Source organism: Pseudomonas sp. NFX1 (assembly GCF_051123555.1).
Lineage (GTDB): Bacteria > Pseudomonadota > Gammaproteobacteria > Pseudomonadales > Pseudomonadaceae > Aquipseudomonas > Aquipseudomonas capeferrum.
Genome location: NZ_CP169366.1, coordinates 1551341 through 1574290, shown reverse-complemented (window position 1 = coordinate 1574290; position 22950 = coordinate 1551341). Strand labels below are relative to the sequence as shown.

Sequence of the window (22950 nt, the reverse complement as noted above, 5' to 3'; positions counted from 1 at the left end):
GCGAGCAGCCCCAAAAGGCGCCATCACGGGTCAATGCGTTTGCCAGATCCCGTCGCTGCGCTCGCAATCTGCCCGCGCCTGGCCAAGGCTGGGTGTGTCGTAATAGTAGGTAATCACCCGCGCATCCTTGGACAACGCCGGCCGTGTCGAAGGTTGCCCACCACCGGCTTTGGGGTTGGCCAAGGCCTCCTGGGTCAAGGGCGCGATGCAACTGCCTACGCTGCCATCCGCGCATCGCGCGACTTTCTGCTTCTGCGTACTGAGCATGTCCTTGCTCTCGTTGCTGCACGACCAGTTGATCGCTTCGGCAGGCAGGTTGCTGTAGCTGTAACAGGTGTGCTGCTCGACCGGCTTGACGGCTTCGCTGGATGAACGGGTGAGCACATTGCAGGCCTCTGCCAGCACATTGGTGCTGGCAAAGCTTGTGAGCATCATCATCAACAGAGCGACTCGCATACGCTACCTCCCGGGCCAAGGCCCTTGAACGCGCTAGGCTGGGTTGTCGCGCTGGCGCATGGCCTTGGCGCGCTTTTCCAGAATCAGATACGTAACGACTGCCAGCACCAAGGGGATCAGGTAATACAGCGTTCGATACCCCAATAGCGCGGCTACCAGCGTGCCTTGAGGGATCTGGCCGTGCAGCAACGCCAGGAACACCGTTTCAAGCACGCCAAGGCCTGCCGGGATATGCGCGACCACACCTGCCACACAACTGATGAGCAGGATCCCGAGAATCGATGGGTAAAAGGCCTTTTCAGGGAGCAGCCAGAAGATCAGCAGCGCCATCAACGCCCAGTTGCTGGCGCCAAGGGCTACCTGGCACAGCGCCAGGCGCAAGGCCGGCAGGGTGACTTCATGTTCGCGCCATTTCCAGGTACGTTTTTTTGCAAAGCCGCAGGCCAGCAGATAGGCAAGGGCGATGGCCAGCAAGCCAAACCCGATCAGTTGCAAGCCTGTAGCGCCCACCGCCCAGCTTTCGGGCAGTTTCACCAGGCGCAGGGCGAATACCGTACCGGCCAGCAGCATGTAGCCCATCCAGTTGGTCAACAGCCCCAGGGTCAGGATGCGGGTGATCGTCGCGGTGTCCAGGCCAAGCCGGCCATACAGCCGATAACGCAAGGCGACGCCGCCCACCCAGGTGGTGAAGTTGAGGTTGAAGGCGTAGCACACGAACGCCACCGGCAACACCTGCCTGGCGGGCAGCGTATGCCCTGTGTAGGCACGTGCGAGCAGGTCGTAGCTGGCAAACGTCAGGTAGCTGCACAAGGCGACGACCAAGCCGATGGCCAGGGTCCCGGGTTTGTAGGCCAGCAGCGACTGACGCACCTCGTTCCAGTCAAGGTTGCGCGCCAGCATGTACAGCAAGGCGGGTATCAGCAACAGGAACAGCAAGGTGAACAGGCGCTTGGCCCAGGTTTGCCACCGTGTGCGCGCCATCAGGTCTGCCCCTCGTGAAAATCGCCGTGTGCTTCGACTTCCGGTTGCACCGAGCGCAAGCGCTGACGGTGCGCCGGGAACCAGCCGGCTATCCGCGGGAAGTGGCGTATGGCGTGGAAGCACAGGAAGATCAGCGGTGCCCGCCACCAGTAGCCGCGGATCATCCGTTCCAGGGTGACCGATTTGCATTGTTCGCTGGCCAGCGCCTGCAGATGCTGGTGCAACTGCTGGTTGAACCCGCGATCGCGGATGAACAGGTTGGCCTCCAGGTTGAACGACAGGCTCAACGGGTCCAGGTTGCTTGAACCCACAGTGGCCCACTGGTCGTCGACCAAGGCGACCTTGCCGTGCAACGGCCGGCTGCAGTACTCGTGAATACGCACGCCGTCGCGCAATAGGTAGTTGTACAGCAGCCGCGACAAGGCCCGCACCCAGCGCATGTCGGGCTGGCCCTGCAGAATCAAGGTCACGGCCACCCCGCGCCGCGCTGCATTACGCAGTTCGCGCAGCAACCGGTAGCCTGGAAAGAAATAGGCATTGGCCACCACGATACGCTGCCGGGCCTCACGAAAGGCTTGCAGGTACTGCGCTTCGATGGCGGTGCTGCGCTGGCCATTGTCGCGCTCGACCAGCACGGCCGTGATCGCCCCGGTAGGCTCGGTGACCGGGCGCACCTCGCTGGGGGGCTGCAGCACCGGCGACATCAGGCGCCGGCTGGTGGCGTGCACCTGGGCCACCACCGGGCCGGTGACCTCGACTGCGTAGTCCTGCTTGGCCATGGGCCCGAAGTCGCCCAGGTGGTCGGCACTGTAGTTGATGCCGCCGATGAACGCGCGCTGCCCATCGATCACCACGATCTTGCGGTGCAGGCGGCGAAACAGGTTGGTGCGCATGCCCACCAGCCTGGGCTGGGGGTCGAAGGCATGAAAGTTGACGCCGGCGTCGGTCATCGCCGAGATGAAGGCGTCGGGCAGGTCGGCAGTGCCGTAGCCATCGACCGCCACCTCGACGCGCACGCCACGGCCAGCGGCCGCTATCAGCACCTGCTGCAACTGCTGGCCGACCTTGTCATCGAAAATGATGAACGTCTCCAGCAGAATTTCTTCCCGCGCCTGGGCCATCGCCTCGAATACGCGTGGGTAGTATTGTTCGCCGTTGATCAGCAACTGCACGCTGTTGCCCTCTAGCCAAGGTCGGTTCACAGGCTTATCTCCGCAGCAAGGGGGACATGGTCAGAAAGGTGCGACCACGGGTACTTCGCCAACACCTGCGCCTTGCCCGGCATGGCATTGCGCAGGTAGATACGGTCCAGCCGCAGCAGCGGCAACCGCGCCGGAAAGCTGCGCGCCGGGGTCCCGAAATGCTCGCCAAAGGCTTCGACCAGGTGTTCGGACAACACCGCATCGGCCTTCAGGCGCCAGTCATTGAAGTCGCCGGCAATGATCACCGGCGCCTTGGGCGGCAAGCTGTCGAGCAGTTCCAGCAACAAGCGCACCTGGCGCTGGCGGTGGGCCTCGCGCAGGCCCAGGTGCACGCATACCGCATGTACCTGCTGATGGCCCGGCACGTCCAGGCAGCAGTGCAGCAGGCCCCGCTGTTCATTGCCCTGAATGGAGACATCGAGGTTGGTGAACTGGCGGATCGGGAATTTCGACAGCAGGGCGTTGCCGTGGTCGCCATGGGGGTACACGGCGTTGCGCCCATAGGCGAACTGCGGCCACATGCTGTCGGCCAGAAACTCGTACTGCGGGATTTCCGGCCACGCTGCATGGCGTATGGCATGTTGCTGATGGCTGCCGTGCACCTCCTGAAGAAACACCAGGTCAGCACCGGTGGCGCGTACGGCCTCACGCAGCTCCGGCAGGATGAAACGCCGGTTGAATACGGTGAAGCCCTTGTGCACGTTGATGGTCAGCACGTTCAGCCGATGCACCGTGGTGACGTTGTCGATGATGCAGCGGGGGGCTGGCAGGGTTTTGTTCAAAGCTCGACCTCCGGTGCGACGCCAGGCTCGGTGACCAGGTCGTAATCGAGTTTCAGCTTTTCCAGCAGGCGCCGGGCGTCGTAGGGCGCATGCACCTTCTGGTCGTTGTCGAAGTAGCAATAAATGTCGCGAGAGGCACGCTGGGGTGGCGCGCCGGGCACAATCAGCTGCGCGTCTTCCACCTGGCCGCCCTGGCTCCAACGCACGATGCGTTGCTTCCAGCGGCGCAAGGCGTGCGCGGTGTAGCCGCTGCTGTACAGTTCCACGTCGCCGTGCAGGCGCATGTAGACAAAGTCGGCGGTGATATCTTCGACATACGGCCATTTGCCTGCACTGTCGGCCACTACCAACGCAATACGGTGTTTGCGCAGCAGCTTGACGAAGGCTTCACACAGAAAGCTCTCGTTGCGGATTTCCACGGCGTGGCGCAGCCGTGCGTTGCCATCGATGTCGGTACTGCCATTGCCCTTGAAGCGCTCGGCACACCCTTTGGCACATTCGCGCGCGGCGTCCCGGTTGCGCGGGAGCAGTTCGAAAAACCGGGCGAAGCGTGCTTCGTCGAACGTCATGTTGGGCGGAAACTGCCACAGGATGGGGCCCAGTTTGTCACCCAGCAACAACGGCCCGGAGGCAAAGAAGTTGGCCACCGGCTCTTCGATATCCTTGAGCCTGCGTACATGGGTGATATAGCGCGGCCCCTTGACCGAGAACACGAAACCGTCCGGCGTCTCCTCACGCCAGCCCAGATACCGTTCGGGGGTTTGCAGGCTGTAGAACGAGCCGTTGATCTCGATGCTGTTGACTGCCCGCGAGGCGAACGCCAGTTCGCTGTCCTGGCGCAGCCCCTTGGGGTAGAAATCCCTGCGCCAAGGGCCGTAGCGCCACCCTGAAATTCCGATGCGGATCTCGCTCACGCTGCCTTCCTCATTGCCAGCTCTTTGAGAGGTCACTCTGAAATTGCGACTGGCACGGGCCTGTGAGGTTCAGCACGGTTGACCAACGGGAGCGCGAGCAAGAGTTGAACTTTGCCGCCGATGGCGTCTCCACCGCATACCAATGAGGGCCTGCCCATTCAATGGATGACCCCCCACCTGGAGGCAAGCATGGCCAGACATATCATCCATTTCACCGGTCCGATCAACTCATCCACCTGCGGCAACCTGATCAGCACCTGCTCGCGGGCCATGCAACAAGGCGCCGAATTGCTGCAACTGAACATCGCCACCATGGGCGGTGAATGCAGTTATGGGTTCACCTTGTACAACTTCCTGCGTGCATTGCCGATTCCGCTGCACACCCATAACTTGGGGACGGTGGAGTCAATGGGCAATATCCTGTTTCTGGCAGGCGAGCATCGCACCGCCTGTGCGTTCAGCAAGTTTCTGTTTCACCCCTTTCACTGGACGCTGCATGGCTCAGTCGACCATGCCAGGATGGCTGAATACGCCATGAGCCTGGACTACGACTTGCGCCTTTACGCGCAGATCGTCGCCGAACGCACCGAGGGCAGTGCCGAAGTGCTGGATGTGCCCCGTTACCTGATGGCATATCCGCGGATACTGGGCCCCGAGGAGGCGCTGGAGAACGGGCTGATCCACGCCATTGACGAGATGCCGATCGAATCGCAAAGCACCCAGTGGAGTGTGCATGCCTGAGGCTGCGGCGCAAACATTTGGCCTGCGGCCGTTTCATGCCACCCGTCAGCCCCGTGCAAAACGATTGAGCATTGGTGCTGATCACTGGCTCGGAACTAAGGCATTGCGCAGACAACTCTTCCATCGCAAGGAGAAACGACATGGCGCTTGAACAAGAGCGGACCAGCCAGCGCGGCGGCACCAAGGAGAACAACCCGGGCAACTTCGCCAATGACCGGGAAAAGGCGTCCCGCGCGGGGCACAAGGGCGGGAAAGTGTCCGGCGGCAACTTCGCCAACGACCGTGAACGGGCGTCGCAAGCCGGACGCAAGGGTGGGCAGAACAGCCATGGTGGCGGGCGACACTCGTGACCCAGGGCCTAGCCGATTGAACGCGTTGTGAGCGGGTTCGGCGCCGCGTTGAACCCGCTTCAACGCCATCCGGGGCCACTGGTACCGAAGGTCGGCAAAAATTTTGAATTTTCTCGCACTGCCCCGATCAATCAGTGAGTCATCCATGGAGAAGAGGAGGCCCCTGCGATGCCTGGTCCACAGCTTTACATCATCGATTATCAACTGCATGGTCAGCCGCGCAGTTTCATCATTCGTCTTGAACGGTTGGACAACGCCGAAGCCTGGCATTGGGCAAGTTGTGATGCGGGCATCGGCATCATTCCCAAGTTCGGGCGGGAGAAAATCAAGAAAGTGAGCAGGCCGATGGCAGAACGCTATGGGATTACGGCGGTGAGCTGGCGTATTTCCGGGAGTAAACCCAATCAGCCAGTGGGTGACCCTGCAGTAGTGGGCTGATCGGTGGTGCGGCGATGGGCTGCACTGCAGCCCATCGATTCGGCAATCAGGCGCCCGATTCAGGGTCGCTGGCAGGCACCCCGGGGCGGTTTTCGTCATCATCGGTCAGGTTCGGATCGGCATCCGGGTCGTCCACCTGATCCTGGCGCCTGTCAGGTTCCAGCTCTGGCCAGTCATCTTCGACGCTGCCACCCCCCATGTGCAGTGTGTTTTTCATCTCGCAACCCTCCGCTTGGTTGAAGCCTGCTTCGATAAAAAAGGGCCCGCGATCAGGCGGGCCCAATACAGGAGTGAGAGGCGAAGCCATTGACCACCCCTCAGGAACTCAGAGCGACCAGCGCCGGGGGAGGTCAGTCCGATAGCCGCACGCCCTGACCAACGGTAAAGCGCGGCTACCCTTGACCCGCGCTCAATCAGGCTTCTTCAGCACCAAGGTGAGAATGTCGTAACTCGCCACCAGCTCGCCCAACTGGTTGGTCACCTCGACGTCCCACGCCACCACACCTTGCGGCTGCCCCAGCGGGCTGGTCTTGCCTTGGTCGATCTTGCGCTTGCAGGTCAGGCGCGCCTGAATCGTGTCGCCAATACCCACCGGGTTGATGAAACGCAAGGTGTCCAGGCCATAGTTGGCCAGCACCGGCCCAGCGCCTGGGGAAACGAACAAACCCGCCGCCGCCGACAGCACGAAGTAACCATGGGCGATACGCTTGCCAAACTGCGACTCCTTGGCGGCGATCTCATCGAAGTGCATGTAGAAGTGGTCACCCGACAAGCAGCCGAAGTTGACCAGGTCCGCTTCGGTCACAGTACGCCGGTGGGTCAGCAACGACTCACCGATACGCAGGTCCTGGAAGTAGCGGCGGAACGGATGCACTTCGCTTTCGATTACCTCGGCACCGCGCACATACTCGCCCGTCACGGCGCTGAGCATGCTCGGCGAGCCTTGCACTGCGGCGCGCTGCAGGTAGTGCTTGACCGCACGCAGGCCACCGAGCTCTTCGCCACCACCGGCGCGCCCAGGGCCGCCGTGCTTGAGCTGGGGCAGCGGCGAGCCATGGCCGGTGGACTCCAGCGCGGCTTCGCGGTCCAGCACCAGCAGGCGGCCATGCCAGGCGGCGGCGATTGGGATGGCCTTGGCGGCAACGGCTCGGTCGGCGGTGACCAGGGTCGCCACCAGGCTGCCCTTGCCGCGGGCAGCCAAGGCCAAGGCTTCGTCAAGGTCGTCGTAGGCCATCAGCGTGCTGACCGGGCCGAACGCTTCGATATCGTGGGCACCGCCTTCGGCATGCGGGTCGCGCGCCTGAAGCAGGGTTGGCGCAAAGAACGCCCCTTCGGCAACGCCCTCGCCACGCGGCGCGAACCCGTCACTGGCGCCAAACAACTGGTCGCAGCTCTGCAGCAGGCTGCGGACCCGCTCGCCAACGTCACGTTGCTGATCATGGGATGCCAAGGCCCCCATGCGCACGCCCTCCAGCGAAGGGTCGCCGACCACCACCTTGCTCAAGCGCTCGCGCAGGCGGCTGGCGACGGCGTCGATGTGCTTGGCCGGTACGATGGCGCGGCGGATGGCGGTGCATTTCTGCCCGGCCTTGGTGGTCATTTCACGCACCACCTCCTTGATGTACAGGTCGAACTCTTCGCTGTCCGGGGTTACGTCCGGGCCGAGGATCGCGCAGTTCAGCGAGTCCGCCTCGGCGGTGAAGGGCACCGAGTTGCGGATCAGGTTCGGCGTGACACGCAATTTGGCTGCGGTATCGGCGGAACCGGTGAAGGTCACCACATCCTGGCCCTGCAGGCGGTCGAGCAGGTCGCCGGTGCTGCCGATCACCAGTTGCAGGCTGCCAGCCGGCAGCAGGCCCGACGCGTGCATCAGGCGCACCACGGCTTCGGTCAGGTAACTGGTGGATGTGGCGGGTTTGACAATGCACGGCATGCCGGCCAGGAAGGTGGGCGCGAACTTCTCCAGCATGCCCCAGATGGGGAAGTTGAACGCATTGATATGCACGGCGACGCCAGCACGCGGCACCAGGATATGGCTGCCGGCGAAATGGCCTTGCTTGCCCAATGGTATCGCCGGGCCTTCGTGCACCAGGTTGCCCGAGGGCAGTTCGCGGCTGCCGATGCCGGCGTAGGCGAACAGCGTGGCATTGCCGCCTTCGATGTCGATCCAGCTGTCGGCGCGGGTGGCGCCACTGTGGTGGGACAGGGCGTAGAGCTGCTCTTTGTGCTCGGCAAGATATAGCGCCAAGGCCTTGAGGCGGGCTGCGCGCTGCTGGAAGTCCATGGCCATCAGTGCGGCCAGGCCCCGGGCGCGGGCAAAGTCCACGGCTTCGGCGAAGTCTGGGCGTTCTTCATGGCTGTAGGCCAGGACATGGCCGTTCAAGGCGCTGCGCAGGGCCTGGGCGCCGTGCTGGCCGATCCAGCGGCCAGCGATGAAGCTCTGCAGGGTTGGGGCGTCAGACATGCTGTTCTCCTTTTGAGGGCGCTGTTACCACAGCGCCAGGGTGTAGCCGATGATCAGGCGGTTCTCGTCCACGGCATTGGTCAGGCCATTGCCGGAGCGGAAGGTGACGTTGCGCCAGCGCAGGCTGACGTCCTTGAAAGGGCCGCTCTGGATGACGTAGGTGAGGTCGGTGTCGCGCTCGCGCTCACGGCCGTTGCTGACGGTCGCGGTCTCGGCGTGGCGGCCGTCGGTGTAGCGGGTCATGAAACTCAGGCCAGGGATGCCCATGGCGACGAAATCGTAGTCATAGCGCACCTGCCACGAATCGAGCCCGGCGCGGGTGAAGGTGTTGTAGGTCACCAGGTTGACGGTGAACGGGTCGCCGCCGTTGACGAAGGGGAAGGCGCTGTCGCCGGACATCTGCTGCCAGGTGGCAGTGAACTTGTGCGCCCTGACGCCGAGGGTGAACATGGCGTTGAAGTTGCGGTTGTCGATGTTGCCGGCGCGTTCGGCGCCATCATTGCGGCTGTCGAAGTAACGCAGGTCGCTGCGCAGGCTCAGGCCTTCGCCCAGCGGGCGGGTGTCGACCAGGCCGACGAACTGCTGGCGGTAGATGTCTTCGAGCTTGGCGTAGTAGTAGCTGAGGCTGGTCTGCGGGGTAATGGCGTAGCTGCCACCGCCGAAGTCCAGGTGGTCGCTGCTGGCGGCGCCGTAGCCGATGTCGTCGCGGCCAGACGAGTCGCGCAGGTTGGCCTTGGTCAGTCGTCCGGCGTTGACGGTCAGGCCATTGAGTTCCTGGCTGGTCAGCAGCCCGCCCTGGAAGGTCGAAGCCAGCAGGCGGGTGTCGTTGTACACCACCACCGGCAGGATCGGCTGCAAGGTGCCCAGGCGCAGGGTGCTCTTTGACACGCGCACTTTACCGGTCAGGCCCAACTCACTGTAATCATCGACAGGCTCGTGGCTGTTCGGGCCAAACGGCAGCAGGCCGGTGTTGCGGCGGTCACGGCTGCTGTCGAGCTTGAGGCCCAACTGGCCCATGGCATCCACGCCGACGCCTATCGGGCCTTCGGTGAAGCCCGATTCCAGGCGGGCAGTAAAGCCTTGGCCCCATTCCTCGGCCTTGGCCTGCGGCGCATTGCTCTGGCGGAAGTCGCGGTTGATGTAGTGGTTGCGCAGTTCCAGGCGCGCATGGCTGTCGCCGACGAAGTCCGCCATGGCCGGCAAGGGCAGGGCGAGCGTGGCAAGCCAGGTGAGGCAAGAGAAGCGAGTGCGGTTCATTGTTGTTGTACCCGACATGGTTGTTCTCGAAATCAGTGCTTGCTGGCGCCGGCGGCGCCAATACCGGTCATGGAGCGAATGAACTGCGCCAGGTAGCGGCCACGTTCTTCGGTGGCCCGCGCCGAACTGTCGGTGACCGAGAACACCCAGGCGCCGAGGAACGCCAGGCTCATCGAGAACAGCGCCGGGTTGCTGTAGGGGAACAGTGCCTGTTCGTTGTGCAGCACGTTGACCCACACGGCCGGGCCCAGTACCACCAGCACGACGGCCGAGAACAGCCCGGCCATGCTGCCGCACACCGCGCCGCGGGTAGTCAGGCCCTTCCAGAACATCGAAAGCAGCAACACCGGGAAGTTGACCGACGCGGCCACGGCCAGCACCAGGCCGGAGAGGAAGGCGATGTTCTGCGACTCGAACACCAGCCCGAGCACCACTGCCAGCAGGCCGATCACCAGGGTGGCGATACGCGAAACCCGCATCTCTTGCTGCTCGGTGGCCTGGCCTTTGCGCATCACACAGGCATACAGGTCGTGGGACACTGCCGACGCACCGGATAGCGCCAGGCCAGCCACGACCGCCAGAATGGTGGCGAAGGCCACGGCAGAAATGAAACCGAGGAACAGGTTGCCACCCACCGCCTGGGCCAGGTGCACCGCGACCATGTTGCCGCCGCCAATGATCGCGCCCGCTGCATCGCGGTAAGACGGCTCGGTGCCGACCATGACGATGGCGCCGAAGCCGATGACGATCAGCAGCAGGTAGAAGTAGCCAATGAAACCGGTGGCGTAGAACACGCTCTTGCGTGCTTCCTTGGCATCGCTGACGGTGAAGAACCGCATCAGGATATGAGGCAGGCCCGCCGTGCCGAACATCATGCCCAGGCCCAGCGAAATCGCGTCCACCGGGTTCGACAGCAAGCCGCCCGGCGCCATGATTGCCTGGCCCTTGGCGTGCACGGCAACGGCACTGGCAAACATCGCCTCGGTGCTGAAGCCAAAGTGCTTGAGCACCATGAAGGCCATGAACGTGGTACCGCTGAGCAACATCACCGCCTTGATGATCTGCACCCAGGTGGTGGCGAGCATGCCGCCGAAGGTCACGTAGGCGACCATCAGCACCCCGACCAGCATCACCGCATACAGGTAGCTGATACCGAACAGCAGCTCGATCAGCTTGCCGGCACCGACCATCTGCGCCACCAGGTACATCAGCGCCACGACCAGGGTGCCGAACGCCGACGTCAGGCGCACGGGGGTTTGAGCCAGGCGGTAGGACACCACATCGGCAAAGGTGTACTTGCCCAGGTTGCGCAAGCGCTCGGCAATCAGGAACAGGATGATCGGCCAGCCGGCGAGCACGCCCAGGGCGTACAGCAGTCCGTCGTAGCCGTTCATGAACATCATTGCCGAAATGCCCAGGAACGACGCGGCGCTGATCATGTCGCCGGCGATCGCCAGGCCGTTCTGCATGCCGGTCAGGCCGCCGCCGGCGGTATAGAAGTCACTGGCCGAACGGGTCCGCAATGCGGCCCAGCGGGTGACCAGCAAAGTGAAGCAGACGAACACCATGAACATCGAGATGGCGGTCCAGTTCATTGCGCGCACTCCTGCTTGACCTTGTCGTTGAGCGGGTCGAGCACGTTGTTGGCGCGGTGCACGTAGATGCCGGTGAGGGCGAACGACAACAGCACCATGAGCACGCCCACCAGCATGCCGACGGTGGTCACGCCACCGCTGAGCGACTGGCCGAGGGTGCTGGGCGAGAACGCCACCAGCAGGACGAAGCCGTAGTAGATCACCAGCATGGCCAGGGTCAGGCTGCCGTTGAGGCGGCGCTTGCGCCGGACCAGGTGCTGGAAGTCGGGGTGGTTGGCGATGCTTGCGATGCGTTCGGGGGTCATGGGTCAGCGATCTCTTGGTGTTGTAGTTGTTTTTTGTGAGGTCACACGGGTGTTGCATGCGGTGTTGTAAAGCGGCGCGGGTTTACAACTGGTCGAAGTCGAGCACCACCTTGTCGCTCACCGGGTAGGTCTGGCACGACAGCACATAGCCCGCCGCCACTTCGTAGTCTTCCAGCGCATGGTTGCTGTCCATCTCTACCTCGCCCTCGATCACCCGGCACTTGCAGGTGGAGCACACGCCCGCCTTGCACGAGTAGGGCAGCTCGGCGCCAATGGCATTACCGGCGTCCAGCACGTTCTGGCTGTTGCGCGGCAGGTCGAACGACAGGGCGCGGCCATCGCTGATCACGGTGATATGGCTGAGCGCCGAATCCACCTGGCGCGCCGCCTCACGGGCCTCGCGGCGTGCTTCGCTGCCAGCGGCGGCAAACAATTCGAAATGGATGCGCTCCTTGCCCATGCCGTTGGCCTGCAGGCTGTCGCGCACGGTTTCGGTCATCGCCTGGGGGCCGCAGATGAACGCCGCGTCCAGCGTGGTGACGTCCAGCCAGCGGGCGAACAACTGGCCGCACTTGTCGGCATCGATCCGGCCGTTGTACAGGTCGACATCCTGCTGCTCGCGGCTGAACACGAAAATCAGGTTCAGGCGGTCCAGGTAACGGTTTTTCAGGTCTTCGAGCTTGTCGCGGAACAACGCACCGGAGCTGGAGCGGTTGCCGTACAGCAGGGTGAAGCGGCTGTGCGGCTCACTGGCCAGGGTGGTGGCGATGATCGACAGGATCGGCGTGATGCCGCTGCCTGCGGCCACGCCCAGATAGTGGCCGTGGCGGGCAGGGTCCAGCGGTACATGGAAGCTGCCAGACGGCGGCATCACCTCCAGTTGCTGGCCAGCCTTGAGCACGTCATTGGCAAAGGCGGAGAAACGCCCGCCCGGCACGCGCTTGACGGCTACCCGCAGCTCGCCATCCTGTACCGCGCTGCAGATGGAATAGGAGCGGCGTACTTCCTCGTTGTCCAACCGGGTACGCATGACCAGGTACTGGCCCTGGGTGAAGCTGAATTGCGCCTGCAAGTGCTCGGGCACGTCGAAGGCGATGGACACCGCGTCGCGGGTCTCGTTACGCACTTGCTTGATGGTCAGGCTGTGAAACTGGCTCATGTGTTCTCCACGGCTCAAATGCATTTGAAATAGTCGAACGGCTCCAGGCACTCGCGGCAGCGGTACAGCGCCTTGCAGGCCGTGGAGCCGAACTGGCTGAGCAGTTCGGTGTGGGGGCTGGCGCACTGCGGGCAGCACACCTGGGGCGCTTCACCGAGCAAACTGCGCTTGCTGGTGCTGCCCTCGGGCGGTGCGATGCCGTAGGCGCGCAAGCGTTGGCGGCCCAGCTCGCTGATCCAGTCGGTGCTCCAGGCCGGGGTCAGCCGCCGCTCCAGCGCAGGGGCAGCAAAACCGGCCTGTTGCAGCGCGTCACGGATGTCGGCCTCGATCACCTCGGTCGCCGGGCAACCGGAGTAGGTCGGCGTGACTACCAGGTGCAGGTGGCCGGCGCGCCAGTCGAGGTCGCGGACGATGCCCAGGTCGACCACGCTGACTACCGGCACTTCCGGGTCCATGACCTGCTCCAGAACTTCCCAGGCCCGGGCCAGGTCATCGCCGCGGGCCGCACGGGCGCCGAGGTCGCTGGCAATCAGCTCACCAGGTTGCATCGGGGTAGGCCCGTGGCAGGAACTGCATTTCGGCCAGCAACAGCCCCAGGTGCTCGGTGTGCAGGCCTTTGCGGCTGTCCAGGTAGAAATGGCTGGCCGCCTTGGGCAGCGGCAGTTGCACCGAGTCGAAAATCGCTGTCACCTGCTTGAGCCAGGCAGCACCGACGCTGCGCGGGTCGGCAGCAATGCCAGCCTCGGCCAGGCGTACTTCGTTTTCGCTGCCTGCCGCCAGTTCGACGGTGAAGCGCCACAGCGCCGGGATCGCATCGAGCATGCGCCGACGGCTTTCGTCAGTGCCGCCGCCCAGTCGCTGCACCCATTCGCCGGAGCGACGCAGGTGGTAGGTGACCTCCTTGAGCGCCTTGGCAGCAATGCCGGCGATACGTTCGTCGCTGGACGCGGCCAGGCCCTGCAGCACCGCGTAATGCCAGGCGTCATAGAAGAACTGCTTGGTCATGGTCACGGCAAAGTCGCCATTGGGTTGCTCGACCAGCAGCAGGTTGCGGTAGGCGCGTTCGTCGCGACGCATGGCAAGGGCATCGGCATCACGGCCGTCATCGAGCAGCTCGGCGGCGTACTCCAGCCAGTTGCGGGCCTGGCCGACCAGGTCGAGGCCGACGTTCATCAAGGCCAGCTCTTCTTCGATGGCCGGCGCATGGCCGCACCATTCACAAAGGCGCTGGCCCTGCACCAGGGCGCTGTCGCCCAGCAGCAGCAAATACGGGATAAGCGTTTCTGTATGCATGGCCAACCTCACATGTGTCCGACTTCGTCGGGCAGTTCGTAAAAGCTGGCGTGGCGGTAGACCTTGTCGTCCGAAGGGGCGAACAACGGGTCTTTCTCGTCAGGCGAGGAGGCGGTGATCAGCGCCGAAGGCACCACCCACAGGCTCACGCCTTCGCTGCGGCGGGTGTACAGCTCACGGGCATTCTCGATGGCCATGGCGGCGTCGGCGGCATGCACGCTGCCGACATGCTTGTGGTTCAAGCCGTGCTTGCTGCGCACGAACACTTCGTAGAGGGTCCAGACAGACATTTTCGATCTCCGCATCAATCGCCGCTCAGGCGGCGTTCTTGTTCTGTTGCTTGCGCGCATAGGCCACGGCGGCCTCGCGTACCCAGGCACCGTCCTCGATGGCCTTGCGCCGGGTGGCGACACGCTCCAGGTTGCACGGGCCGTTGCCCTTGATGACTTCGTAGAACTCGTCCCACTGAATTTCGCCGAAGTCGTAGTGGCCGCGGGCCTCGTTCCACTTCAGGTGCGGGTCGGGCGCGGTGCAGCCGAGCAGTTCGAGCTGTGGCACGGTCTGGTCGATGAAGCGCTGGCGCAGTTCGTCGTTGGTCTGGCGCTTGATCTTCCAGGCCATCGACTGGGCGCTGTTGGGGGAGTGCTCGTCGCTTGGGCCGAACATCATCAGCGACGGCCACCACAGGCGGTTGATGGCGTCCTGGACCATGTCCTTCTGCGCCTGGGTGCCGTGGCGCATCATGGTCAGCAGCAGCTCGTAGCCCTGGCGCTGGTGGAAGCTCTCTTCCTTGCAGATACGGATCATGGCGCGGGAGTAGGGGCCGTAGGAGGTGCGCTGCAGCACCACCTGGTTGACGATCGCGGCGCCATCGACCAGCCAGCCTACCGCGCCCATGTCGGCCCAGCTCAGGGTCGGGTAGTTGAAGATGCTCGAGTACTTGGCCTTGCCGCTGTGCAGCTTGGCGATTTCTTCGTCGCGGTCGGCGCCGAGGGTTTCCATGGCGCTGTACAGGTACAGGCCGTGACCGGCTTCGTCCTGGATCTTGGCCATCAGTTGCAGCTTGCGCTTAAGGCTTGGGGCGCGGGTGACCCAGTTGCCTTCGGGCAACATGCCGACGATTTCTGAATGGGCGTGCTGGGAGATCTGCCGGATCAGGGTCTGGCGGTAGGCCTCGGGCATCCAGTTCTTGGCTTCGATCTTGATCTCGGCGTCGATCTTTTCCTGGAAGTTGCGCTCTTCAGGCGACATCTCGTCCAGCGACTTGACGCGTTTTACACCGGTTTCGACTAGCTGTGCGTACATGTTCTGACTCCTGCCTCAGGGCTGGGTGGGGCATGAGTCATTTATAAGCGATACAAAACACAACATCAAACAGATTATTAAGTATCAGATAATATTTTTGTATCGGATTGCCGGGAAGAAGCGCCCGGAGCGGTTGCTAGGTGCTTGTCGGGGGATAGGGTGATGGCGGCTAGGTGCCTGTCTTGGGTTTGGAGGCGGGGAGGAGATCGAGCGCCGCCCGCGCGGCGCATCGCGAGCGAAGCTCGCTCCTACATTTGTTTCGGGCCAGTCACGCCTGTGCCAGCGCGCGCGACCGCCTTGTTTGTCCGACGCGATATCGGGACAGGCACCAAGGGGCCGCGCGCCAATCCCTCAGGAATAACTGGCCCGAAACAAATGTAGGAGCGAGCTTCGCTCGCGATGCGCCGCGCGGGCGGCGCTCGATCTGATGGGCGCTGAAAATGCCAAGCCAAGCACCTGGTGGCCCCGGGGAAAAAGGATTCAGCGCTGAACGATCAGCCAGCCAAGCGCTTGTCGTAAACGTGGCACGCCTTGCCTTCGGAGCGCTTGAGCGTGCCGCAAGGCTGCAGCCGCACTTGGGTGCTGATGCCGATGTAGGTCTTGATCTGCTTGCTCAACTCAGCCACCACCCATTTGCGCTGCGCCTCGTCGAGTACCTGGCATTCGCCACGCAGCTCCACATGCACCTCGACACTGTCCAGGTTGCCATTGCGATACAGGTGTATCTCATACAGCTCTGAAAGCTGTTTTATTTTAAGCACCTGCTCTTCGATCTGCGTGGGGAACACGTTGACCCCGCGGATGATCAGCATGTCGTCACTGCGCCCGGTGATCTTGCCGATCCGCCGCATCGGCCGCGCCGTACCCGGCAACAGGCGTGTCAGGTCGCGGGTGCGGTAGCGGATCATTGGCAGCGCTTCTTTGCTCAACGAGGTGAACACCAGTTCGCCCAGCTGCCCGTCCGGCAACACCTCACCGCTGACCGGGTCGATGATCTCGGGGTAGAAGTGGTCTTCCCAGATGGTCGGCCCGTCCTTGGTTTCCAGGCATTCCATGGCCACCCCTGGCCCCATGATCTCCGACAGGCCATAGATATCCAGGGCATTGATGCCCAGGCGCTGCTCGATCGAGCGGCGCAACTCGTCGGTCCACGGCTCGGCGCCGAAGATCCCCAGGCGCAGCTTGAGGTCGTGCGGGTCGATGCCCTGGCGTTCGATCTCGTCAGCCAGATTGAGCATGTACGAGGGCGTGACCATGATGATGTCAGGCTGGAAGTCGCGGATCAGTTGCACCTGCTTCTCGGTCTGGCCGCCCGACATGGGGATCACCGTGCAACCCAGCCGTTCGGCACCGTAGTGCGCGCCCAGGCCGCCGGTGAACAGGCCATAGCCATAGGACACGTGCACCTTGTCGCCCTTGCGGCCGCCGGCCGCGCGGATCGAACGGGCGACCACGTTGGCCCAGGTATTGATGTCGTTCTGGGTATAACCGACCACGGTCGGCTTGCCCGTGGTGCCGCTGGAGGCGTGCAGGCGCACCACCTCTTCCTGGGGCACGGCGAACATGCCATAGGGGTAGTTGTCGCGCAGGTCGTTCTTGCCGGTAAAGGGAAACCTGGCGAGGTCTTCCAGCGCGGTAAGGTCGTCAGGGTGGGCACCGCACTCGTCGAAACGCTGGCGGTACAGCGGTACATTGTCGTAGGCGTGCTTCAGGCTCCAGCGCAGGCGGTCCAGCTGGTGCTGGCGCAGCTCGTCGACACTGGCGGTCTCGATTGGGTCAAGCAGGGCGCGTTCGGCATCGTGGTACATGTTCATGGCTTCACTCGAATTGTTCTTGTACGTAGGCGCTAAGGCCTTGAGTGTCATGCGGGCAGCATACTGCCCGTGTCGTGTTCAGTCTCAGGCCATTGGTCTGATGTGCTCAGAGGCGCTCGATGACCAGGGCAATGCCTTGGCCAACGCCGATGCACATGGTGCACAAGGCGTAGCGGCCGCCGCATTCTTCCAACTCGTGCAGGGCGGTGGTCACCAGCCGTGCGCCGCTCATGCCCAGCGGATGCCCCAGGGCGATAGCGCCGCCATTGGGGTTGACGCGCTTGTCGTCGTCAGCCAGGCCCAGCTCGCGCAGCACCGCCAGGCCTTGGGCCGCAAATGCCTCGTTCAACTCGATGACGTCCATGTCGGCCAGGCTCAGGCCGGCTTGCGCGAGTACCTTGCGGGTCGCCGGGACCGGGCCGATGCCCATGATGCGCGGTTCGACCCCAGCGGCGGCCATGCCGAGGACCCGGCCGCGCGGCTTCAGGCCATGGCGGCGGGCCGCATCAGTGCTGGCCAGCAGCAAGGCGCAAGCACCGTCGTTGACGCCCGAAGCGTTGCCTGCTGTCACGCTGCCGCCTTCACGGAACGGCGTGCCGAGCCTGGACAACTGGTCCAGGGTGGTGTCGGCGCGCGGGTGCTCATCATGCTCGACACGCTTGGCCGGGCCTTTGCGCTGGGCGATCTCGACCGGCACGATCTCCCGTGCCAGCCGGCCCCGGGCCTGGGCGGCCGCCGCCTTGTGCTGGCTGCGCAAGGCGAAGGCGTCCTGGTCTTCGCGCGAAATAGCGAACTGCGCGGCGACATTCTCGGCGGTCTCGGGCATCGAGTCGATGCCGTACTGCGCCTGCATCAGTTTATTGACGAAACGCCAGCCGATGGTGGTGTCGAACAGCTCGGCGCTGCGGCCGAAGGCCTGCTCTGACTTGCCCATGACGAAGGGCGCCCGCGACATCGACTCGACGCCACCGGCCAGCATCAGCCCGGCCTCGCCGCAGCGCAGGGCGCGGGCGGCGCTGCCGACGGCATCCAGCCCGGAACCGCACAGGCGATTGAGGGTGGTGCCCGGCACGGCATCGGGCAGGCCGGCCAGCAGGCTAGCCATGCGTGCCACGTTACGGTTGTCTTCGCCCGCCTGGTTGGCGCAGCCGAGGATCACGTCATCAATGGCGCGCCAGTCGAGTTCGGGGTGGCGGGCCATCAGCGCCCTGATCGGCACGGCCGCGAGGTCGTCGGCGCGCACGCTGCTTAACGCGCCGCCGTAACGGCCGATGGGCGTGCGCACGGCGTCGATGATCAACGCCTGGTCGAAGGTCTGGTCAGTCATCCTGGGTCTCCTGCGGCAACACCGTGCCGCGCACTTTGTAGGATTTTCCGTGGAACAGGGCAATCAGTTCGCCGCGCTGGTTTTCCAGGCGCACGTCATACAGGCCGGTGCGGCCCTTGCGGGTGAGTTCGCTGGCAGTAGCGGTGAGCACGTCATGCTCGAACGCCGGCGCCACGTAGTCGATGCTGCAGCCCAGGGCCACGGTGGCTTCGTCGTAGCTGTTGCAGGCGAAGGCAAACGCCGAGTCCGCCAGGCTGAACAAGAAACCACCATGGCAGCTGCCGTGGCCCTGAATCATGTCGGCGCGCACCGGCATGCTCAGGCGGGCCTGGCCGGGGCCGACGTCCAGCAGCCGTGCGCCCAGGGCCTGGGTGGCGCGGTCGCGGGAAAACATTGCATCGGCGCAGGCGCGTGCCAGTTGCTCGGGGGTACGTTGGGCTTCAGTCATGCAGTCGGCCTCCTTGGGCATGCACGCGGCGCAGCAGCAGCGAAGGGCGGTAGCGGGTCTCGCCGTAGCAGCGCTGCAGGTTGTCCAGCACGCGCAGGGTGTAGCCGATGCCGATCTGCTCGGCCCAGGCCAACGGCCCGCGCGGATAATTGACCCCGGCGCGCATGGCCAGGTCGATGTCGGCTGCCGAGCCGACGCCTTGCAGCACGGCATCGGCAGCTTCGTTGGCGAGCGTGGCGACGGTGCGCAACACCACCAGGGCCGGCAGGTCGGCAACCAGGCAAACCTTCAGGCCCGCCTGGCGCAGTAACGCCACGGCGTGTTCGCGCGCCTCGCGGGTAGTGTCGGGGCAAGTGCTGATGGCAATCCGTTCGGCCTTGTTGTAGTCCAGCGCGAGGTCCACCAGCACCAGGTTGCGCAGCCCATCTTCGCGCGCGCGTTGGCTGGCCAGGCGACCGTCAGACAACGCCAAGGTGGCGTCACCCACCCGCAACAGGCCACTGCCCGGGCGCTCGGTGACCTGGACGCCGCTGGCCTGGATGCGCTGCAGCAAGGGCTGCATCACGCCCAGGCTGCCTTCGACCACGCAGCACTCGACACGCGCCGCGCTTTGCACCTCGGCGGGCTGCGGCCGCAGCGCACCTTCGCTGTAATCGTAGAAACCCTGGCCACTCTTGCGCCCAAGACGGCCGGCATCCACCAGCTCTTTCTGCACCAGCGAGGGCTGGAAGCGGAAGTCACCATAAAAGGCATCGAACACAGAGCAGGTGACGGCGTAATTGACATCGTGACCGATCAGGTCGGTCAGCTCGAAAGCGCCCATGCGAAAACCACCGGCGTCACGCATCAGCGCATCGAGGCTCGCGCAATCGGCGGCGCCTTCCTGGTACAGGCGCAGGCTCTCGGCATAAAACGGCCGCGCCACCCGGTTGACAATGAAGCCCGGCGTCGAACGCGCATGCACCGGCTGCTTGCCCCAGGCCGTGGCCGTGTCGTACAGCGTGGCGGCCAAGGCGGGGGCGGTGGCCAGGCCTGAAACGACCTCGACCAACGCCATCAACGGCGCAGGGTTGAAAAAGTGCATGCCGATTACCCGTTCGGGCCGCCGCAGGCCGGCGGCCATGCTGGTGATCGACAGCGATGAGGTGTTGCTGGCCAATATGCAGCTGTCGCTGCACAGGGCTTCGAGCTGCTGCAGGAGTGCCTGTTTGACCTGCAGGTTTTCGACGATCGCTTCGATTACCAGTTGCGCATCGGCCAGTGCTTCGAGTGTTTCCACGGGCTGCAGGCGCGCGCTGATCGCCTGGCGTGCGGCAGCGTCGAGCTTGCCTTTATCGACCAGGCGGCCGAGCTGGCGGTCGATGCCTTGCACGGCCAGGGCCGCAGCGCCTGGGCGATTGTCATACAGGCAAACCGGATGCCCCGCCTGCGCGGCCACCTGGGCGATGCCGGCCCCCATCGCACCGGCGCCGATCACCGCGACCTGGGCGTTACTGTCAAGTGCACTCATGTCAGCACCCCTTGAAGGCCGGTGCGCGCTTGGCCATGAACGCCGCGACGCCTTCGCGGTAGTCCTCGCTGCGCCCGGCCAGGCGCTGCAGGTCACGCTCAAGTTCGAGCTGCTGGTCAAAGTGATTGTCGTAACTGGCGTTAAGCGCACGCTTGATCAGGGCCAGCCCGTAAGTCGGCTGGGTCGCCAGCTGGCGGGCGAGGGCCAGCGCCTCGTCACGCAGTGCGGCGTCGTCGACCACCTGGTAGATCAGGCCCCATTGCTCGGCCTTCTCCGCACTCAGGCGATCGCCGAGCATGGCCAGCGCTTTGGCCCGAGCCATGCCGACCAAACGTGGCAGTTGCCAGGTACCGCCAGAGTCCGGCACCAGGCCGATCTTGCAGAACGCCTGGATAAAGCTGGCCGAGCGCGCCGCAAGCACCAGGTCGCAGGCCAGTGGAATGTTTGCGCCCGCACCGGCTGCCACGCCGTTGACCGCGCAGATGACCGGCATCGGCAGGTCGCGCAGGGCGCGCACCAGCGGGTTGTAGAACGCCTCGATCGACTCGCCCAGGTCGGGCACTTGCGCGCCAGGCGCGACGTTGCGGTCAGACAAGTCTTGCCCGGCGCAAAAGCCACGCCCTTCGCCGGTCAGCAGCAACACGCGCACCTGCGGGTCTTGGCGCACCTGCTTGAGCGCCTCGCGCACTTCCTTGTGCATCTGCGTGTTGAAGCTGTTCAGCTGGTCAGGCCGGTTCAGCGAGAGGAGGGCGACACCGTCCTCGATGGAAAACAGGATGTGCTCGAAAGCCATGACAGGCTCGCTCCGTCAGTCGGTGGGGAAGAGGGGTTACTGGCCCAGGTAGTGCGCCGGGCGTTTTTCCTGGAAGGCGCGGATGCCTTCGTCGCGGTCGGCGGTACCGGCCAGCAGGGTGAACGCGTGGCGTTCGAAGCGCAGGCCGGTGGCCAGGTCGGTGTCCCCGGCCTTGAGCAGGGCTTCTTTGGCCAGGCGCACGGCCAGCGGTGCCTTGCGGGCGATGCTGGCCGCCACTTGCAGGGCGCGCTCGACGGCAAGCTCGGGCTGCGTCAGCTCGCTGACCAGGCCGGCCTGCTGGGCCTGCCGGGCGGTGATCGGCTCGCCGGTCAGAACCATCTGCATGGCCAGCGGCTTGCCGACCGCGCGCAACAGGCGTTGTGTGCCGCCCGCACCGGGGATGATGCCGAGGTTGATTTCGGGCTGGCCGAAGCGTGCGTCTTCGCCGGCGATGACGATATCGGCGCACATCACCAGCTCGCAGCCACCGCCCAGGGCGTAGCCATTGACCGCTGCAATCAGCGGTTTGGCAAAGCCTGCGATGCGCTGCCAATGGCCGACACGCGGGTCATTGAGGATGCCGACCAGGTCGCGCTCGGCCATTTCGCGGATGTCGGCACCGGCAGCGAAGGCCTTGCGGCTGCCGGTGAGCACTACGGCGCGGGTTGCCGGGTCGCGCTCGGCACTTTCCAGCTCGGCCGCAAGCTCGGCGAGCAGTTCGGTACACAGCGCGTTGAGGGCTTCGGGCCGCTGCAGGGTGATCAGGCGGACGCCGTCCTCAGGCGCCTGCAAAACGAGATAGCGAGGCATGTCGGTTTCCTCAGGCTGCACGCACGGCACGTGGGCCGGCATTTATTGGAATTGTCTGCAGGGGCAGGGGAAAACACTGAGGCCTGCCCGGGTGAGGTCCAGTATATGCCTTATCTGATACATAACAGCAATAGCAAAGATTGTATTACGTGTCCCTTGCTGCGAGGTTTGGCTTCCGGCCAGGCCCGGCTTGTGCTCTGAAATCCCAGTAAATACGGCGTTTAAGTCAGGTTTTATGGGCTGAGCGATGTGCATCGTAAAGCGATACAAAGAATCAGCAATTGACGGTTACATTTATCGTGATACATGATCACCCCACTAACTGAATCATTTTGAGAGGTGTGACATGCCTTGCTATCGGCTGGACGGCCTGACCCCCGTGATCCACCCAACGGCGTACGTACACCCGACCGCCGTGCTGATCGGCGATGTGATCATTGGCCCGCAGTGTTACGTCGGCCCCCTGGCGTCGTTGCGCGGCGACTTTGGCCGCATCGTGCTGGAGGAGGGTGCCAACCTGCAGGACACCTGCGTGATGCACGGCTTCCCGGGCGGCGATACGGTGATCGAGCGCAATGGCCATGTCGGCCACGGCGCGGTTTTGCACGGCTGCCGGATAGGCGCCGATGCCTTGGTGGGCATGAATGCGGTGATCATGGACGGCGCACACATCGCGCCACGCTGCATCGTCGGCGCCACGGCCTTCGTCAAGGCCGGCTTCGAATGCCCCGAGCAGAGCCTGGTAATGGGCGCGCCGGCACAGGCCAAGCGCACCCTCAGCGACCAGGAAGTGGCCTGGAAGCAACGCGGCACAGCCGAATACCAGCGCCTGGCCCAGCGCTGCAGTGCCGCCCTGGTCGAATGCCCGCCCCTGAGCGAAGTCGAGGCGCAGCGCCCACGCATGGGTGATTGCGGCTTTCGCCCCAAAGGCGAGGCGCAGGCATGAGCCTGGTGGTGACTGGCAATGGCCAGGCGGCACGGCGGGCAGGTATAGTCGGGGCTCCAT

23 protein-coding genes and 2 pseudogenes are annotated in these 22950 nt (G+C 64.2%); 4 read left to right on the top strand and 21 right to left on the bottom strand.

Features of this window, described 5'->3' with window-relative positions; genetic code table 11:
• Positions 1 to 30: 30 nt before the first annotated feature.
• Genes DJ563_RS06760 through DJ563_RS06740 form a run of 5 tightly spaced genes read right to left on the bottom strand, consistent with a single transcriptional unit; the run spans position 31 to position 4335 of the window.
• Positions 31 to 456, bottom strand: a complete 426-nt coding sequence (locus DJ563_RS06760) for a hypothetical protein (RefSeq protein ID WP_434519104.1) — start codon at positions 454 to 456, stop codon at positions 31 to 33.
• Positions 457 to 489: 33 nt separating this feature from the next.
• Entirely contained in the window at positions 490 to 1437 is a 948-nt protein-coding gene (locus tag DJ563_RS06755) for a lysylphosphatidylglycerol synthase domain-containing protein (RefSeq protein ID WP_274099648.1), read from the bottom strand.
• The gene (gene clsB, locus DJ563_RS06750; RefSeq protein ID WP_434519103.1) at positions 1437 to 2639 is read right to left on the bottom strand and encodes a cardiolipin synthase ClsB; all 1203 of its coding nucleotides are present in this window, start codon (positions 2637 to 2639) and stop codon (positions 1437 to 1439) included. The genes DJ563_RS06755 and clsB overlap by 1 nt, the downstream gene beginning before the upstream one ends.
• A complete protein-coding gene (locus tag DJ563_RS06745; RefSeq protein ID WP_274099646.1) occupies positions 2636 to 3421 on the bottom strand; it encodes an endonuclease/exonuclease/phosphatase family protein in 786 nt (261 codons plus the stop codon). Before DJ563_RS06745 ends, clsB begins: the two co-directional genes overlap by 4 nt.
• On the bottom strand, positions 3418 to 4335 hold the full coding sequence (locus DJ563_RS06740) for a DUF72 domain-containing protein (protein WP_434519102.1): 918 nt from the start codon (positions 4333 to 4335) through the stop codon (positions 3418 to 3420). Before DJ563_RS06740 ends, DJ563_RS06745 begins: the two co-directional genes overlap by 4 nt.
• 189 nt (positions 4336 to 4524) lie before the next feature.
• Here DJ563_RS06740 and DJ563_RS06735 point away from each other — a divergent pair, with 189 nt between their 5' ends.
• From DJ563_RS06735 to DJ563_RS06725, 3 genes and pseudogenes are all read left to right on the top strand, one after another.
• Positions 4525 to 5076: an ATP-dependent Clp protease proteolytic subunit gene (locus tag DJ563_RS06735; RefSeq protein WP_186653324.1), complete on the top strand. Its 552-nt coding sequence runs from the start codon at positions 4525 to 4527 to the stop codon at positions 5074 to 5076.
• Positions 5077 to 5270: 194 nt separating this feature from the next.
• A pseudogene (locus DJ563_RS06730) lies at positions 5271 to 5426 on the top strand (general stress protein); the annotation flags it as partial.
• 168 nt (positions 5427 to 5594) lie between these two features.
• Positions 5595 to 5864, top strand: a complete 270-nt coding sequence (locus DJ563_RS06725; protein WP_077068408.1) for a DUF6555 family protein — start codon at positions 5595 to 5597, stop codon at positions 5862 to 5864.
• 46 nt (positions 5865 to 5910) lie between these two features.
• Here the strand turns inward: DJ563_RS06725 and DJ563_RS06720 are convergent, their stop codons facing one another.
• The 16 genes and pseudogenes from DJ563_RS06720 to paaF all read right to left on the bottom strand — a co-directional run bounded on the left by DJ563_RS06720 (position 5911) and on the right by paaF (position 21944).
• Positions 5911 to 6081 (bottom strand): hypothetical protein, encoded by a 171-nt coding sequence (locus DJ563_RS06720; RefSeq protein ID WP_434519101.1) that lies wholly within the window; start codon positions 6079 to 6081, stop codon positions 5911 to 5913.
• Positions 6082 to 6273: 192 nt separating this feature from the next.
• Positions 6274 to 8328 carry a phenylacetic acid degradation bifunctional protein PaaZ gene (gene paaZ, locus DJ563_RS06715; protein ID WP_434519100.1) on the bottom strand — a complete coding sequence of 685 codons (2055 nt, stop codon included), beginning with the start codon at positions 8326 to 8328 and terminating at the stop codon, positions 6274 to 6276.
• A gap of 24 nt (positions 8329 to 8352) precedes the next feature.
• A complete protein-coding gene (locus DJ563_RS06710; protein WP_434519099.1) occupies positions 8353 to 9585 on the bottom strand; it encodes an OprD family porin in 1233 nt (410 codons plus the stop codon).
• A gap of 32 nt (positions 9586 to 9617) precedes the next feature.
• Positions 9618 to 11186, bottom strand: a pseudogene (locus DJ563_RS06705) (cation acetate symporter); the annotation flags it as partial.
• Positions 11177 to 11485, bottom strand: coding sequence for a DUF485 domain-containing protein (locus tag DJ563_RS06700; protein WP_012314487.1), 309 nt, complete (start codon positions 11483 to 11485; stop codon positions 11177 to 11179). The gene DJ563_RS06700 and the pseudogene DJ563_RS06705, both read right to left, overlap by 10 nt.
• 82 nt (positions 11486 to 11567) lie before the next feature.
• Positions 11568 to 12644, bottom strand: a complete 1077-nt coding sequence (gene paaE / locus DJ563_RS06695) for a 1,2-phenylacetyl-CoA epoxidase subunit PaaE (protein ID WP_274100576.1) — start codon at positions 12642 to 12644, stop codon at positions 11568 to 11570.
• 14 nt (positions 12645 to 12658) lie between these two features.
• Positions 12659 to 13192, bottom strand: a complete 534-nt coding sequence (gene paaD / locus DJ563_RS06690) for a 1,2-phenylacetyl-CoA epoxidase subunit PaaD (protein WP_033697907.1) — start codon at positions 13190 to 13192, stop codon at positions 12659 to 12661.
• Positions 13179 to 13937, bottom strand: a complete 759-nt coding sequence (paaC, locus tag DJ563_RS06685) for a 1,2-phenylacetyl-CoA epoxidase subunit PaaC (RefSeq protein WP_274100575.1) — start codon at positions 13935 to 13937, stop codon at positions 13179 to 13181. The genes paaD and paaC overlap by 14 nt, the downstream gene beginning before the upstream one ends.
• An 8-nt stretch (positions 13938 to 13945) precedes the next feature.
• Positions 13946 to 14227 (bottom strand): 1,2-phenylacetyl-CoA epoxidase subunit PaaB, encoded by a 282-nt coding sequence (paaB, locus tag DJ563_RS06680; RefSeq protein WP_004374528.1) that lies wholly within the window; start codon positions 14225 to 14227, stop codon positions 13946 to 13948.
• Between the two features lie 25 nt (positions 14228 to 14252).
• Positions 14253 to 15242 (bottom strand): 1,2-phenylacetyl-CoA epoxidase subunit PaaA, encoded by a 990-nt coding sequence (gene paaA, locus DJ563_RS06675; protein ID WP_033697905.1) that lies wholly within the window; start codon positions 15240 to 15242, stop codon positions 14253 to 14255.
• A gap of 494 nt (positions 15243 to 15736) precedes the next feature.
• Positions 15737 to 17056 (bottom strand): phenylacetate--CoA ligase PaaK, encoded by a 1320-nt coding sequence (gene paaK / locus DJ563_RS06670; RefSeq protein WP_033697904.1) that lies wholly within the window; start codon positions 17054 to 17056, stop codon positions 15737 to 15739.
• A gap of 106 nt (positions 17057 to 17162) precedes the next feature.
• Positions 17163 to 18383 carry a 3-oxoadipyl-CoA thiolase gene (gene pcaF / locus DJ563_RS06665; protein WP_434519098.1) on the bottom strand — a complete coding sequence of 407 codons (1221 nt, stop codon included), beginning with the start codon at positions 18381 to 18383 and terminating at the stop codon, positions 17163 to 17165.
• A complete protein-coding gene (gene paaI / locus DJ563_RS06660) occupies positions 18376 to 18831 on the bottom strand; it encodes a hydroxyphenylacetyl-CoA thioesterase PaaI (protein ID WP_033697902.1) in 456 nt (151 codons plus the stop codon). Before paaI ends, pcaF begins: the two co-directional genes overlap by 8 nt.
• Positions 18824 to 20341 carry a 3-hydroxyacyl-CoA dehydrogenase PaaH gene (gene paaH, locus DJ563_RS06655; RefSeq protein WP_434519097.1) on the bottom strand — a complete coding sequence of 506 codons (1518 nt, stop codon included), beginning with the start codon at positions 20339 to 20341 and terminating at the stop codon, positions 18824 to 18826. Before paaH ends, paaI begins: the two co-directional genes overlap by 8 nt.
• Before the next feature lies 1 nt (position 20342).
• A complete protein-coding gene (gene paaG / locus DJ563_RS06650) occupies positions 20343 to 21134 on the bottom strand; it encodes a 2-(1,2-epoxy-1,2-dihydrophenyl)acetyl-CoA isomerase PaaG (RefSeq protein WP_274100413.1) in 792 nt (263 codons plus the stop codon).
• A 36-nt stretch (positions 21135 to 21170) separates the two neighbouring features.
• Positions 21171 to 21944 carry a 2,3-dehydroadipyl-CoA hydratase PaaF gene (paaF, locus tag DJ563_RS06645; RefSeq protein WP_274100412.1) on the bottom strand — a complete coding sequence of 258 codons (774 nt, stop codon included), beginning with the start codon at positions 21942 to 21944 and terminating at the stop codon, positions 21171 to 21173.
• A 346-nt stretch (positions 21945 to 22290) separates the two neighbouring features.
• Here paaF and paaY point away from each other — a divergent pair, with 346 nt between their 5' ends.
• Positions 22291 to 22890 carry a phenylacetic acid degradation protein PaaY gene (gene paaY, locus DJ563_RS06640; protein WP_434519096.1) on the top strand — a complete coding sequence of 200 codons (600 nt, stop codon included), beginning with the start codon at positions 22291 to 22293 and terminating at the stop codon, positions 22888 to 22890.
• The last annotated feature ends 60 nt before the right edge of the window (positions 22891 to 22950 follow it).